Source organism: Sorangium sp. So ce362, assembly GCF_051519845.1.
Classification (GTDB): Bacteria; Myxococcota_A; Polyangia; order Polyangiales; family Polyangiaceae; genus Sorangium.
This window is the reverse complement of the sequence record NZ_CP150332.1, coordinates 8,758,849-8,773,325: the sequence shown is the minus strand read 5'-3', so window position 1 is coordinate 8,773,325 and position 14,477 is coordinate 8,758,849. Positions and strand designations below refer to the sequence as shown.

Here is a 14,477-nt window from a genome sequence, read left to right as displayed (position 1 = left end):
CCCAGGAGAGTGCGTCGCCACGTGATGACGGATGACTCTCTGCTTCATTGGCGCATCATCCGTCGAGGGCGGCGACACGTCTGCTTCACCGGAGGAAAAGTTGCGCGACTCGGTGGCGCTGCTTGCCCCTACCTGCGTGAGCGCCTACCCTGGGCCGCAGACGTAACCACGAAATCGCGGAGAGAAACGTCATGATGCCGATGATGAGCATGCCGATGATGGGCTCGATCGGGATGATGCCCCAGATGATGGGTCAGATGCCGATGATGCCCCAGATGATGGGGATGATGCCCCAGATGATGGGGATGATGCCCCAGATGATGGGGATGATGCCCCAGATGATGGGGATGATGCCTCAGATGATGGGGATGATGCCTCAGATGATGGGTCAGATGCCGATGATGGCACGGATGACCTGTGAGATGGACAAGGAGGGGATGGTCTGCAAGATGATGCCCATGGATGGCGCGAGCATGGATATGCTGCGCCAGCGCTGCGACGCCATGATGAAGATGATGGGCATGGGCATGCCGATGATGCTGATGTGCGGCAGCACGCCGATGATGATGGGCATGAGCACCGGCATGGGCATGAGCACCGGCATGGGCATGAGCAGCGGCACGAGCGGGATGAGCAACATGGGCGGCGGTTCGAACGTCGCCAGCATGAGCAAGTGAACGCGCGCTCCTGTCGCAGCGCCTGATCCCCTCCCGGCGCAGGGCAGGCGGCTCGCTTCTTCTCCTGGCGTTCCCAGCGTCGCGGCGGCTCGAACCGCCGATCGCTCCGGTCAGCCCGTCTTCTCGACGTACGTCATCACCAGGTACATGATGACGGTCAGCTTGGTGGGGTTCCTGTACTGGTGGGGCACGTCGGCCTCGAACAGGATCGCGTCGCCCGTCGCGAGCAGGTGGCGCTCGGCGCCGACGATCATCTCAAGCGTCCCTGACGTCACCACCAGATTCTCTATCGTACCCGGCGGGTGCGGATCCGCGTGCTCCGTGGCGAGGGGAGCGAGCCTGAGCTCGTAGAACTCGACGGTCCTCGGCACATCGAACGGGAACAGGGCGCGCGAGGAGAACGAGCCGTCGTGCGACGTCAACACCTTGGCGCGCGCGGCCGGGATGAGCGCTGTGCCGCCGATCGACTGATCGCTGATCAGCGTCGAGAAGGGCACGCCCAGCGCCCGGGAGATCTTCCAGAGCACGTTGATCGTCGGCGTGCTCTGGCCGAGCTCGATCTGGCTGAGCATCGCCCGGCTCACGCTCGACGCCTTCGCCAGCCGCTCGAGGGAGAGCCCGCGCTTGGTCCGGAGGCGGCGCAGGTTGGCACCGACGATGCCGGTGAGCGCCGAGGAGGCATCGTGCGGGGCCATCTCGTAGGTCCAGGCCCCGTCGGACGTCTCGTCCGCGTCCCGCTGCGACGGCTCCTTCTGCGGCCCGTCCCCCGTCGCTCGGACGGCGTACGAGCCCGCAAGGCCAGCAGAGCCCTCTGGCCCGCGGTGCGAACGGGGTCCGGCGAGCGGTGAGGAGTTCCCCGTCGCCCGAGTGGACGCATCCACGCCGTTCGTGTAGCCCGGCACGGGCAACGAGGAATCGAACGGCTCGCCGGAAACCAACCCGGAAGAGGCGCGCGGCGTGTTCTGGCGGACCGATTTCATCGCAGCTGCCAGACTGGCATCCACGTCCACACGGGGAACCACCAGAGCGCGGCCTGCATGGTCAACGAGCTGCCCGACGACATCTCCATCTCCCTGCCGTTCTCGAGGGCACGCTCGTTCCGAGCCACCCGCCGCTGCTGCCGGTACTCCTCCAGATCGATCACTTGAGCACTCTGGGCGCGCATCCGATTTACCTCCAACCCGTAGACCTATCATCCGCTATAACGGATTGTATGTCAAGGGATAGCTCGACCATGACGCATCGTTCGAAGCGCGTCGCGTCATTGTGCCATCGCAGAACGATCTCATTCGTTGCGCAACGTGTCGTAATTTGCGCCTGAAATCGAGAGAGTTTTCGTTATGATTGGAAAATTTCCCTGTAGGAGTATTTCGGTGAAGCTCTGGTGATTTGCGCTTTGCGTTGTTCTTGGAAAGAGCAAAGCGGAGCACCGCCGAGATAGTGGACGAGGCGGAGCGCTCGGACCGCGCGCGCTCGCCCGTGATCGTCCGTCCCTCCAGGGGGCGTCGTCTGTATGCGCGCAGGGGTGAGAGGGGCTGGCGTGTCCGTGCCTCTCCGCGGTTGCCCATCGTCGTACGCCGCACGGATACGCCGCTCGATCCGGTGCCTTCCAGGAACATTCTGCGCGCGCCGTCCTCTGTCCCTCCGTCGCAGCGTGGTTGTGGAGCCGCGGCGCTTCGCGGCGTCATGAGCGCACATCGCGACATCACCAACACACAAGGAGGCAGCCATGGCGGGCGTCGACGTGGGGGGTGGCGAGAGGCGGGCACGGAACGGCGAGATCAACATGATCCCGTTCATCGATCTGTTGATGGTGATGATCGCCTTTCTCCTGATCACCGCGGTGTGGGTCACGAGCTCGCGCCTCAGGACCAGCGCAGAGGCGCCGGCCGCCGCCGGGTGCGGAGAGGAGTGTCAGAAGGAGCCTCTCAAGACGATGCACGTCCACGTCGGCGAGGACAGCTTCAACCTGGTGTGGAAGCAGGGCGCGACCGTGCTGAGCGAGGTGAGCATACCAAAGCATCCTGTCGAGATCGGCGCGGCGGGGGCCACCGCGATTCGCTACAGAGAGCTCAGCGAGGCCATCCTGCGCGAGTGGGAGCGGGGCGGCGAGCACCGCGCCCCGAGCGACCGCCGCGCCGACCAGGCCGTGCTCCACAGCGACGACAGGACCCCGTTCCGCGAGCTCGTCGCCGTGCTCGACGCCATCAACGTCCCGCGCCGGACCGTCCTGCTCGAGGACGGACGCAGCGTCGAGATGCCCGCGTTCCTCGCCACCTTCTCAGCGCGATAAGAGCGGCGCTCTCCTGTGCGGGTGAACGCCGCTCGGAGCGCGAATATTTGAGGGGGATGGGGAACTGCGACGCCGCTAGGCCGTGAACTCGGTCGTCAGGGCTACCCAGTTCGAGGGCGGGCGGACGGCGTAGCTCAGCGCCAGCACCTCGATCAGCACCACCCGGTAGATCGCGTGGACGTCGTCGACGTCGACCTCGTGCGCGTTCGCCTCGAGGGCGGCGTCGAGGTGCTCCTGCACGAACGCGAGGACGTCGGGCTGCTCCATCGCGATGACGTCGTCCGAGTCGACCGCCTCGGCAGGGTCGTGGAGGCGGATCTGCTCGTCCAGGTTCAGCGACTCCTCGACGCCCGTGAGCGCCGTCTCGGTGACCTCGTCGAGGTCCTGGCCGAACAGCTCGTCGAAGGCGAGCCAGATGGCCAGCGTCAGGAAATAGCCGAGGGCGAGCGCCGTCTCGTCGAGCGGGCCGGAGAGCACCGAGGAGATCCGGTCCGCCAGCGCAGGCTGCGTTTGCTCGAAGCGCGTGAACGCGTCGTCGAGCTGCTTGCGCGAGTCGTCGTCATCCTCGGCGAGCTGATCCTCGATCTCGGACAGGACGCGCGCAGGCACCTGAGCGTACGAGGGGACGGGGCGAATGGCTGCGCGGCGTACCCACACGCGGACAACCTAGCACACGATGGCGCGGCTCATGGAGCGAGCAACCGAATGCTCGACGCCGGAACCCACCCCTCCGTCGCTCCCCAGCGGACCTCCGCCAGCCCGCCCGATCTCCTGGCGACCTCGACCGACGCGCCCTCCGGGATCGGGCTCTGCGCCGCGGCGGGCAGCGCGCGCCCACCCTCGTCGAGGAGGCGGACCTCGGGGACGACCACGACGCCTGCCCGGGTCGTGAGGCGGAGGTGCCGCGCCGCATAGGTGAGCGGCACCAGCGCGAGCAGCGCGACGAGCGCCGTCGGCGCGAGGACGCTGCCCGCGACGTGCGCGGGGCCGGCCGGGCGGCGCCGCAGGACCACGCCCAGCGAGAGCAGCAGCGACGCGAGGAGCGCGGCCGCCGCCCAGGTGCGCTCCGAGGCGAGGCCGACGATGACGCGATCGAGCGTGGGGCGCGCGTCGACCGCATCCGCGGCGCGGCGCGAGCGCCGGCGGGTGATCTCGGCGCGCACGAGGTCGAGCGCGCGATCCGCGTCCGCGTCGCCCGGGCGGAGGCGCAGCGCCTCCTCGAAGGCGGCCGCCGCCCGGCCGAGGTCGCCGGGGCGATCCGCGCCCTCGCGGACGCGCGTGACGTAGGCGAGGCCGCGGTTGTAGCTCGCGTCCGGATGCACGAAGCCGCGGTCGGCGAGCAGCTCGAACGTGTCGACCGCCGCGCCGTACTCGCCGCGGCCGAGCGCCGCCGTGCCCTGCTGGAACAGCGCCTCCGGCGGCTCCGCCGGCTGCGCGCGCGCCGCGGGGGGCAACGCCGGCGCGAGACACGCGGCGAGGAGGAGCGCGGCGGCGAGACGGCGCCTGCAGCGGCGGCCGTTCATGCCGGCTTCCATCGGGTGAGCTCGGTGATGACGGCGCGGCTCTTCTCGAGGAGCGCCGCGGCGGCGGCCGCGCCGCCCTCCTGCGCGGTCGGCTCGAACCGGATCGCCTCGCACGCGGCCAGCGCCTCGCAGGCGCGCGCCGACAGCGGTTCGGGGACGCCACGCTGGCCGAGCTCGTCCGGGAGCGCCGCCAGCAGGACGCCGCGGGAGCGGAGGCCCGTCGCGGACTCGATCGCCCGGTGCACGGCGCGCTCGATCGCCGCGGCCGTCACCCCGAGATCCCCCTGCGCGGCGGCCTCTTCCGCCTCGCGTTGCGCGACCGCCGCGAGCCGGGCGGGCGAGCTTGCGCCCGCCGCGCGGCGCTCGCGCGCCCGGCGCACGAGCCGATCGCCCGCGCCGAACAGCGTGACGACGAGCGGCGGCGCGGCCAGGAGCAGCCAGAACGGCGCCCCGTCGAGGGGCAGCGTCGCGGGCGGGGAGTACGGGCCGAGCGACGTGCGGAGCCCCGGCATCCCGGCGAACGGCCCGGCGCTGCCAGCGACGCCGTCGCCGGCGCCAGGCGCCCCGGACGGCGGGCCGGACGGCGCCGGCGGCGCGACCGGGGTCACCTGGACGACGCCGAGATCGGCGCTCTCGACGACGTAGCGCTTCTGCGCCGGATCCCAGTAGGGGAGCTCGATCTTCCCGAGATCCACCGCGCCGCTCCCCTGGATGCGGACGACGTAGCCGAACGAACGGAAGCCGCCGATCACGCCGCCGCGCGGCTCGAGCGACTCGCGCTTCTCGGGGTCGAGCCACTCGAGGCCGGTCCGCTCCGGCACCCGGAGCGATTGCGGGAAGTTGCCGGTGCCCGTGACCTGCACGGTCACGGCCACCGAGCCGCCCTGCTCGATCTGGCGCGGCTGCACCGTCGCCTTCAGGGTGAACTGACCGACGTCGCCGAGGACGTAGCCGGAGGGGCGGCCGGCGAGCGGCGGCTCGGTGACCCGGACGACCACGTCGTTCGACTCGCGCAGCACGCGCGCGCCGATCCGCCGCCCCGTGATGCGCGCCTGCATGCTGCCCGTGTGCAGCTCGCCCGCCTTCAGCGGGAACAGCGCGAGCTTGTCGACGAGGCGGGCCGCGTAGCGGTGCCCCCCGACCCGCGTGTACACGGGCCGCTCGTGGCGCGGGTCCTCGAGCAGGGGGTGGCGGAGGAAGTCCGCGGTGGGCGCGGCGCGGGGCTCGCTCATCTCCGCGTTCTCGCGGAAGTACAGGTAGAACGAGACGGTGACCTGCTCGCCGACCACCGCGGTCGTCTTGTCGGGGATGGCGCGCAGGAACACCACCGGGGCGGGCTCGCTCGGCATCGCGAGCTCCGGCGCCTGGTCCTCGGGCTCGTCCTCGACCACCTCGTCGTCCAGGAGGCCGCCCGGGCCGCTGAACGGCCACGGGAGGCCGTGCAGCGGGCCGCCGGGCAGCAGGAACGGGTTGCTCGGCCGGCGCGGCCGCCCGCTCGCGGGCACGACCTTGATCAGGATCGGATCCGCCGGCAGGCGCCTGCCGTTCCACACGATCGTGGGCCCCGGGATCGTGTAGCGGCCGGGCTTGTTCGCGACGATCTGCCACGTCGCGCTGATGCCCAGCTGCGTGGTCATCACGCCGCCGCTGAGCTGGGTCTTCATCTGCGTCCCGATGCTCGGGCCCGAGGCGATGGAGAGGTCGGGCGGGACGCGCAGCTCCGGATCGGACGGCATGCCGGCGCCGCGCTCCACGAGCGCCTTGACCTCGACCGTGAACGGCTCGCCGACCTCGACCTCGGTGGAGCTCGCGCGCGACGAGAGCGCCGGCTGCTGGGCGCGCGCGCGGAGGGGGGCGAGCAGCGCGAGCAGCGCGAAGAGCAGCGCCGTCGCGAGCGGCGCAAGGCGCGGGGTGGCGAGCGCGGCGAGCGCGAGCGGGGCGGGGGAGCGCGCGGCAGACGCGAGCGGGGCGGGGGTGCGCGGCGAGCGCATCACTTGTCCTCCATCGCGCGGCCGCGGCGCATGCCGGCTTTGCTCTTCGCTTCCTGCTCCTGGTACGTCGGCGCCTCCTCGAGCTGGTCGAGGATGCGATCGTCCTGCCGCCCGGTCGGCGGCTGCTCCTGGGGCTGCTCGGGCGGCGGTTCGGGCTGCTCGGGCGGGCCGGCGTCAGGCGGCTGATCCTGCGGGCCGGCGTCAGGGCTCTGGTCCTGGTCGCCGGCGTCCTGGTCGCCGCCGTCGTCGCCGGCGTCCGGCTCGCCGCCGTCGTCGCCGGCGTCCTGATCGCCGCCGTCGTCGCCGGCGTCCTGATCGCCGCCGTCGTCGCCGGCGTCCGGCTCGGCGTCCGGAGGAGCATCGGGTTCGGCGTCCGGCGGCGCGGCGTCCTTCTGCTCCTCGATGCGCCGCAGCGCGATGGCCCGGTTCCAGGCCGCGTCCCGGCCGATGCCGTCGCCGCCCGCCTCCTCGAAGATGCCGGGGATGATGGCCAGCGCCTTGTCGTAATACGTCACGGCGTCCTCGTACTTGCGTCGCAAGAACTCGAGGTTGCCCGCGAGGTAACGGGCGCGCGCGCGCAGGTCGGCCGGCACGCTCGGATCGGCGCCGATCGCCTTCACCAGGATCAGCGCGCAGTCGATCTCGATCCCGCGCAGCGCGTCGTTCTGCTCCTGCGCCGGCCCGCCGTCCGCGAGCCCCTCGTCGCCGAACCGGTGGCCGTAGCGCTCGGCCAGGTGGAACAAAGTCAGCCCGAGATCGAACGAGCCGTTCGGCTTCTGGCGCACGGAGTCGGGCAGCCCGATGCCGGCGTCGCTGCACGCGCCCGTCCCCAGGTAGCTCTCGAGCGCCTGCTCGGCGGACTCGAGGTCGCCCGCGTCGAGATCGCGGATCGCCTGATCGACCGCCGGCGCGTTCCGCTCGAACGGGGACGACGGATCCCACCCGCTGCACCCCGTCGTCGCCGAGAACGCGGCCCCGGTGAGGCACGCCGCGGCGAGCCCCATCGCGAGCCAGCGCCCGTGGCGCTCGAAGAACCCGGGGAGACCTACCCGCTTGCGATCACGACGCGGCATGCTGCCCTCCCGCGTTGCCCTCCGCCGCCGGCCGCGCCTCCGCCGCGAGGCCTGCGCCGCCCGCGCGCCCCTTCAGCAGCGCGGCGCGCTTCGGCGCGGCCTTGGGGCTCGTCGCCACGAACCGCCGGCGCGGAGCGTCCTTCAGGAACACCTCGGCGATGAGGAGCAGGATCGCGAGGCCGAGCGGGTAGAAGTAGACGTCCGCATAGACCGTCTCGACCCGCTCCGAGAACTCGCTCTTCATCTGCCGCCTGAGCTCCGCCGCGATCGTCTCGATGCCCGTGGTCCCCTTCTCCGCGCGGATGATCTGCCCTCCCGGCGTCGCCTGCGCGATCGACGCGAGCTGCTGCTCGCCCGACAGCGACAGCTCGGTCGTGAGCGGCTTGCCCTGGCGATCGGTCCGCCACCCGACGATGCGGCCGTCCGGGCCGATCTCCGGGATCGGCTCCGGCGTGCGCCCGCCGATCTGCACGACGTGGACCGTCGTGCCCTGGGCGCCGATCGCCTGGGCGACGCTCAGCGGGTAGCCCTCGAGATCCTCGCCGTCGGTGACGAGCAGGATGATCCGCTTGTGCTCGGCGGACTTCGGATCGCGCTTCAGGAGATCGTTCGCCTGGTCGAGCGCGCGCGCGATCGCGGTGCCGCCGATCGGCATGTCGTTCGGGTCGAGCTGGCGGAAAAATTGAGCGATCGCGGCGCCGTCGGCGGTGAGCGGGAAGCCCATCGGCTCGCCGGCGAACGCGACCGCGCCGAAGCGCGCGCCCTCGAGATCCTTGATCAGGCGGGCGACCTCGACCTTCGCCCGGAAGATGCGGGAAGGCTCGACGTCGCGCGCGTACATGCTCTTCGAGTAGTCGAGCACGACCACCACGTCGACGTTGGTCGCCGGCACGAGCCGCGTGCCCTTGCCGTACTGAGGCTGCGCCGCGGCCACGAACGCGAGCGCGGTCGCGAGCACGAGGAGCACGCCCTTCCACGCGCGGCGCTTCGCCGGGTCGGCGGTGGTGAGCGCCTTCACGCGATCCTCGTCGCCGAAGCGCCTGATGGCGCGCGCCACGCCGAAGCCGCCGAGGATGAGCAGGAGGCCGATCAGCGCGGCGAACGCCGTCCCGAGCAGGAACCACGAGGCCGCAAAGTTCAAGGGAACCTCCGGAGCAACCAGGCGCGCAGGAGCGCGTCGAGTCCGATCAGCAACACCCCGGGCAGGAGCAGGAACGGGAAGAGATCCTCGTACGCGGCGCTCGACGCCTCGAAGCGGGTCGTCTCCAGCCGGTCGAGCACGTCGTGCATGCTGTCCGCGAGCGCCTTCGCGTCGGTCGCCACGTACGACTCCCCGCCGGTCTTCTGCGCGATCTCCTGGAGCAGCGCGGGGTTCACCGGGAAGCGGTGCCGCACGTAGCGCGGCTGCCCGAAGAGATCGACGCCGTCCTCGACCTCGACCTCGTCGTCGGTGCCGATCTGGATCGTGTAGACCTTCACGCCGAGCGAGGTCGCGAGGTGGGTCGCGTACTCGGGGGAGATCGCCCCCGCGTTCGAGTCGCCGTCGGTCAGGAGGATGACGACCTTCGACTGCGCGTCGCTCCTGCGCAGGCGGGCGACCGCGGTGCCCAGCGCGTCGCCGATCGCCGTCGCGCTGCCGTCGATCACGTTGAGCGTCATCTGCGAGACCATCTGCGTCAGCAGGTGGTAGTCGAGCGTCGGCGGCGACAGCACGTACGCGGCCTTGCCGAAGACGACGACGCCGAGGCGATCGGTCTTCCTGCGGCCGATGAAGTCCTGGAGGACGAGCTTGGCCGTGTCGAGCCGGGTCAGCCGCTTGCTGCGCGGCAGCTTCGGCTGGCCGGGGAGGTCGCTCGGCCGCGCGTCGAGGATCGCGCGCATCGAGCCCGACAGGTCGAGCGCCACGACGATGTCGATGCCCCTGTCGTCCGTGCGCTGCTCGCGGAGCACGCTGACAGGCCGCCCCATCGCCAGGATGAGGAGCGCGAGCGCGACGGTGCGCAGCACGCCCGGCAGGTCGCGCAGGTGGCTGCGCAGGCCGCGCGGGCCGCGCACGAGCGGCGCGACCGTGCCGAGCCGGAGCCGCGGCTTGCGCGCGTCCTCCGCGAAGATGCCCCAGTACCAGACGACCGGCACCGCGAGGAGCGCGAGCAAGAACCACGGGGTCTGCCAGCTCGCGCCCGTCCAGGCGTCGCGGCGGGCGATGTAGGGGTAAACGCAGGCGATCGCGGCGACGACCAGCGTCGCCCCGATCGCGAGCGCCGCGCGCCTCGCGCGGCTCAAGGCGCCTCCTCCGGCGCCCGGGACGGGCGAGCGGGCGGCGGCTGCTTGGCGGCGGGCGGGCCTCCAGGCCCTGCGCCCTCGGCGGGCCGCGCCGCCGGCGGCGTCGTGCGGTGCACGATGACCTCGCCGCGCTCGATCGCCTCGAGGCAGTCGGCCTCGCTCGGCTGGAGGCGCGCGAACTTCACGAGGTCGCAGTCGGCGAGGAACCGCGTAATCTGCGGCAGCACCGGCACGGGCGGGCGCACCCGCGCGAGCAGCGCGCGCATCTCGTCGCTTGTCGTCTCCAGGCCGTCGAAGTCGTACCGCGCGCCGAGGTATTTGCGCACGCTGTCGCTCACGCGGTCGAAGTACTCGTCGGTCCGCCCCTCGCTGAGCAGGCTCGAGCGCCGGAGCGCCTCGAGCTCCTCGAGCGCGGCGACCCACGGCAGCTTCGGCGGCGGGGCAGTCACCACGCGGGGCCGGCGCATCCAGCGCCGGACCAGCCAGGCCACGATGAGCCCGAGCGCCGCGCCGATGAGGATGCCGGCCGTGAGCTGCTTCGCGAGCACCCACTCCTCCCGCTGCGGCCGCGGCGGCGGGTTCGGCCTGACCTTGGGATCCCGCTCGTTGGCGATCGGATCCTCGACCACGATCTCGTGCGGCCGGGTGCAGACGGTGACGAGCTCCCCGCTCGCGCGGGACACGGCGATCGGCACCGGCGGCAGCTGCAGCACGCTCCTGCCCGGCTCCTTGGGGAGCGGGACGAACGGGATGACCAGCCGGGTCGTCGCGCCGGTATCGGTCGCCGTCGTCGTGCGGGTCGGCCCGGCGCCCGCGTCGGCCTCGGGCAGGACGAACCCCGCCTTCTCCAGCGCGCGCGCCGCGTCGCTGTCGCCCTGGACCTTGAACCCCTCCGGCAGCACCGTCTCGCCCTTGCCGTGCGCGACCGTGATCTCGAGGGGCGCGGCGTACCCGCTGAACCCGTTCTTCGGGAACGTCTCCTGGATCTTGGGCCGCGTCGCGCCCGGCGGCACGTGCTCCGCGCACGAGGCCCACACGCTCCCGCCGCGCTCCGTCGCGGCGGGCGCCGGCGGCGGCGCGGGCGGCGGCGGCGGCGGCGCGTCGTCGTCCCGAGCGGCGGGCCCGCCGGCGCCGCCCGCGTTCGGCTGCGCGAGCGCCGGCGCCGCGCACGCGAGCGCCGCCGCGAGCGCGGCCCACGCGGGCAGGCGCGCGGCGGGCGAGGCGCCCGAGCCGTCGACCCAGGAGCGGCGCGGCCTCATCGCCTGAGCCTCCGCGCCCGCTTGGCGAACAGATCGCGCAGCGGCGTCACGAAGCTCTCCCCCGTCTTCACCACCACGGCGTCGAGCGCGAGCTTCTTGAAGAGCTTGTCCCGGTCGCCCCGGAGCTTGCGCATGGCGGTGCGGTAGTTGTCGCGCACCGCCCGGTCGCCGGTGTCCACCACGACCTCCTCGCCGGTCTCCAGGTCCTCGAACGTCGCGAGCCCCACGTCGGGCAGCTCCTCGTCGCGCGGGTCGACGAGCATCACCGGGATCACGTCGTGCTTCGCGCTCGCGAGCGAGAGGGAGCGCTCGAAGCCGGTGGCGAAGAAATCGCTGATCACGAACGCCACGCTCCGCCGCTTCGCCACCTTGACCAGGGTCTCGAGCGCGAGCTTCAGGTTCGTCCCCGTGTACTTCGGCTCGTGCCCGAGGATCTCCCGGATGACGCGCATCACGTGCTTGTCCCCCTTCTTCGGCGGCACGAGCTTCTCGATGGCCTCGGTCGCGAGCACGAGGCCCACGCGATCGTTGTTCTTGATGGCGCTGAACGAGCAGAGCGCCGCGATCTCGGCGGCGATGCGCGCCTTCGACGCGCGCCGCGTGCCGAACTGCTCGCTCTGCGAGGCGTCGACGACCAGCATGACGGTCATCTCGCGCTCCTCGACGAACACCTTCACGAACGGCTCGCTCATGCGGGCCGAGACGTTCCAGTCGATCCAGCGCACGTCGTCGCCGGGCATGTAAGCGCGGACCTCGCGGAACGAGAGGCCCTGCCCCTTGAAGACGGACGAGTACGTGCCGGAGAGCTGCTCGTTGGCGAGCCGTCGCGTCCGGATCTCGATGCGCCGGAGCTGCTTCAGGAGCTCGGGCGGCAGCGGGTTCTTCGAGCCGGAGGCCTTGATCACGGCACCTCGACCACCTCGAACACGCGCCGGACGATCTGCTCGGACGTCACCTCCTCGGCCTCCGCCTCGTAGGTCAGGACGACCCGGTGCCGGAGCACGTCGGGGCCGATCGCCTTCACGTCCTCCGGCGTCACGTAGCCCCGGTGGCGCAGGAAGGCGTGCGCGCGCGCCGCGAGCGCCAGCGCGATCGAGGCGCGCGGGCTCGCCCCGTACTCGATGAGGCTGCTCAGCTCCCGCATCCCCTTTTGCCCGGGCTCGCGGGTCGCGAAGACCACGTCGACGATGTAGTCCTTCACGCGATCGTCCATGTACACGTCGCGCACGACCTTGCGCGCGGAGACCAGGTCTTCGGGCGTCGTCACCTTCGCGGCCTTGCCCTCGATCACCGCGGTCGTGCGGTCGATGATCAGCCGCTCCTCGGCGCGCGCGGGGTACCCGACCTTGACCATGAGCATGAACCGGTCGACCTGCGCCTCCGGGAGCCGGTAGGTCCCCTCCTGCTCGATCGGGTTCTGGGTCGCCATGACCACGAACGGGCTCGGCAGCGGGTAGGTCGTGTCGCCGATGGTGACCTGCCGCTCCTGCATCGCCTCGAGGAGCGCGCTCTGCACCTTCGCCGGCGCGCGGTTGATCTCGTCGGCGAGCACCAGGTTCGCGAAGATCGGGCCGAGCTTCGAGGTGAAGTCGCCCTTCTGGTGGTTGTAGATGACGGTGCCGATGAGGTCGGCGGGCAGGAGATCCGGCGTGAACTGGATCCGGGAGAACTTCGCCTCGATGGCGTCGCAGAGCGTCCGCACCGTGAGCGTCTTCGCGAGCCCCGGGACGCCCTCGAGGAGCACGTGCCCTCCGGTGAGCAGCCCGATGAGGATGCGCTCGATCATGTACGTCTGGCCGACGATGACCTTGCCAACCTCGTTGAGCAGGGTGTCGATGAAGGCGCTCTCTTTGGCGACCAGCTCGTTCAGGGCGCGTACGTCGTGCATAACGGGTGGGAGCTCATAGCAAGCCCGGCCGCCCGAGGACAACCGGCGCCGCCCGAATATTCCTCGAGGCGCGCCGGGGCTCGGCGCGCGCCGAGCTTCTCGCGCCCCGCGCGGCGCGTGCGGCGCTAGAAGCCGGGCTCGCGGAACCTGGCGCGCCCGGTCTCGGCGGGCGCTCGCGGGCGCGGCGGGCCCGGGCTCGCGGCCGCAGCCGGGGCGGAGGACGGCGGCGTCGCGGGCGAGGCGGAGGGCGCCGGCGCGGAAGCGCGCGGCGGCTCCGGCGCGCGCGGCTCGGCGGTCGCGGCCCCCGGGCGCGGCTCCACCGTGAGGGGCGGCGCGGCGGGCACCTCCACGGCCGGCGCGGCGGGGCCCTCCCCGAGGCCGATCCACAGGAGCGTCGCCGCGCCGAGGAGCGCGCCCGAGGCGACGAGCGCCGCCGCGGTGGCGATCGTCCGGGCGCGGCGGCGCGGATCGAGCCGGGAGAGCGGCCGCCCCCGCGACCTGCCGTCCGCGGCGCGCAGCGCGTCCTTGATCACCGCCGCGCGCCGCGAGGAGCGCGAGGCGAGCGCGTCGCGGATGTACCCCGTGACCTCCTCGTCGCGGCCGCCCAGTGTCGCGTTCACCGCCTCCAGCGCGTCCGCGAGCTCGGCCATCGTCGCGAACCGCTCGGCCGGATCCTTGGCGAGCGCGCGCATCACCGCCGCCTCGAGCGCGGGCGGGTAGCCGGGGGCGAGCGAGCTCGGTGGATCGACCGGCTCGGGCCGCGCGATGCGCGCCATCGTCGCGAGGTCGTGGCTGGCGGCGAAGGGGTGCGTGCCCGTCGTCAGCTGATAGAGCACGATCCCGAGCGCGAAGATGTCGGAGCGCCGGTCGAGCTGCTCGCTGTAGACCTGCTCGGGCGCCATGAAGAGGATCTTGCCCTTCATGTGCCCGGTGTTTGTCGTCGGGTTGTCCGCCTGCGCCATGGCCTTGGCCACGCCGAAATCGGCGATTTTGACCGAGCCCTCCCGCGTGATGAGGATGTTGTGCGGCGAGACGTCCCGGTGCACGAGCCCGACCAGCGCGCCGTCCTCGTCCCGGAGCTCGTGGGCCGCGTGCAGGCCGCGCGCCGTCTCGATCGCGATCCGCACCGCGACGGGCAGGGGGAGCGGCCGGCCCTGCTTGCGGGTGCTGCCGCCGAGCAGCGCCACGAGCGCGTCGCCGTCGATCCACTCCATCACGAAGTAGAGCACCCCGCTCTGCTCACCCTGATCCAGGATCGCGCACACATTCGGGTGCTTGATCCGGGCCGCGATGCGAGACTCCGTGAGGAACATGCGCTTGCAGCGCGGATCGCTGGAGAGCGCCGGCAGCATCGTCTTGACTGCCACGATCTTGTTGCCCGCCGCCCCACCGCGCTCCCGGGCCGCCCACACCGTGCCCATTCCGCCCTGCGCGATGGCGATCAGCAGCTCATAGCGGCCGAGAAATTGGCCTGGCACAAGATCGACGGG

Annotated in this window: 14 protein-coding genes; 2 read left to right on the top strand and 12 right to left on the bottom strand. The window is 71.9% G+C overall.

What is annotated here, in order from left to right; genetic code table 11:
• Positions 1–191 precede the first annotated feature (191 nt).
• The gene (locus WMF17_RS33775; RefSeq protein ID WP_437597370.1) at positions 192–677 is read left to right on the top strand and encodes a hypothetical protein; all 486 of its coding nucleotides are present in this window, start codon (positions 192–194) and stop codon (positions 675–677) included.
• Between the two features lie 110 nt (positions 678–787).
• Here WMF17_RS33775 and WMF17_RS33770 read toward each other — a convergent pair whose 3' ends face one another.
• Positions 788–1,657, bottom strand: coding sequence for a helix-turn-helix domain-containing protein (locus tag WMF17_RS33770; RefSeq protein ID WP_437597369.1), 870 nt, complete (start codon positions 1,655–1,657; stop codon positions 788–790).
• On the bottom strand, positions 1,654–1,842 hold the full coding sequence (locus WMF17_RS33765) for a hypothetical protein (protein ID WP_437479686.1): 189 nt from the start codon (positions 1,840–1,842) through the stop codon (positions 1,654–1,656). Before WMF17_RS33765 ends, WMF17_RS33770 begins: the two co-directional genes overlap by 4 nt.
• Positions 1,843–2,406: 564 nt before the next feature.
• Between WMF17_RS33765 and WMF17_RS33760 the strand changes: the two genes are divergently transcribed.
• Complete coding sequence (locus tag WMF17_RS33760; protein ID WP_437597368.1) at positions 2,407–2,970, top strand: biopolymer transporter ExbD; 564 nt, start codon at positions 2,407–2,409, stop codon at positions 2,968–2,970.
• 75 nt (positions 2,971–3,045) lie between these two features.
• Here WMF17_RS33760 and WMF17_RS33755 read toward each other — a convergent pair whose 3' ends face one another.
• From WMF17_RS33755 to WMF17_RS33710, 10 genes are all read right to left on the bottom strand, one after another.
• A complete protein-coding gene (locus tag WMF17_RS33755; RefSeq protein ID WP_012239127.1) occupies positions 3,046–3,627 on the bottom strand; it encodes a hypothetical protein in 582 nt (193 codons plus the stop codon).
• Between the two features lie 29 nt (positions 3,628–3,656).
• Positions 3,657–4,493, bottom strand: coding sequence for a tetratricopeptide repeat protein (locus WMF17_RS33750; RefSeq protein WP_437597366.1), 837 nt, complete (start codon positions 4,491–4,493; stop codon positions 3,657–3,659).
• Entirely contained in the window at positions 4,490–6,484 is a 1,995-nt protein-coding gene (locus WMF17_RS33745; RefSeq protein ID WP_437597365.1) for a BatD family protein, read from the bottom strand. The genes WMF17_RS33750 and WMF17_RS33745 overlap by 4 nt, the downstream gene beginning before the upstream one ends.
• On the bottom strand, positions 6,484–7,557 hold the full coding sequence (locus WMF17_RS33740) for a tetratricopeptide repeat protein (protein ID WP_437597364.1): 1,074 nt from the start codon (positions 7,555–7,557) through the stop codon (positions 6,484–6,486). Before WMF17_RS33740 ends, WMF17_RS33745 begins: the two co-directional genes overlap by 1 nt.
• The gene (locus WMF17_RS33735) at positions 7,544–8,698 is read right to left on the bottom strand and encodes a vWA domain-containing protein (RefSeq protein WP_437597363.1); all 1,155 of its coding nucleotides are present in this window, start codon (positions 8,696–8,698) and stop codon (positions 7,544–7,546) included. Before WMF17_RS33735 ends, WMF17_RS33740 begins: the two co-directional genes overlap by 14 nt.
• Positions 8,695–9,840, bottom strand: a complete 1,146-nt coding sequence (locus WMF17_RS33730; protein WP_437597362.1) for a vWA domain-containing protein — start codon at positions 9,838–9,840, stop codon at positions 8,695–8,697. Before WMF17_RS33730 ends, WMF17_RS33735 begins: the two co-directional genes overlap by 4 nt.
• Positions 9,837–11,099 (bottom strand): hypothetical protein, encoded by a 1,263-nt coding sequence (locus WMF17_RS33725; protein WP_437645137.1) that lies wholly within the window; start codon positions 11,097–11,099, stop codon positions 9,837–9,839. Before WMF17_RS33725 ends, WMF17_RS33730 begins: the two co-directional genes overlap by 4 nt.
• Positions 11,096–12,004 (bottom strand): DUF58 domain-containing protein, encoded by a 909-nt coding sequence (locus WMF17_RS33720; protein ID WP_437645135.1) that lies wholly within the window; start codon positions 12,002–12,004, stop codon positions 11,096–11,098. The genes WMF17_RS33725 and WMF17_RS33720 overlap by 4 nt, the downstream gene beginning before the upstream one ends.
• Positions 12,001–12,987 carry an AAA family ATPase gene (locus tag WMF17_RS33715; RefSeq protein ID WP_437597360.1) on the bottom strand — a complete coding sequence of 329 codons (987 nt, stop codon included), beginning with the start codon at positions 12,985–12,987 and terminating at the stop codon, positions 12,001–12,003. Before WMF17_RS33715 ends, WMF17_RS33720 begins: the two co-directional genes overlap by 4 nt.
• A 125-nt stretch (positions 12,988–13,112) precedes the next feature.
• Positions 13,113–14,465, bottom strand: a complete 1,353-nt coding sequence (locus WMF17_RS33710) for a serine/threonine-protein kinase (RefSeq protein ID WP_437597359.1) — start codon at positions 14,463–14,465, stop codon at positions 13,113–13,115.
• Between the last annotated feature and the right edge of the window lie 12 nt (positions 14,466–14,477).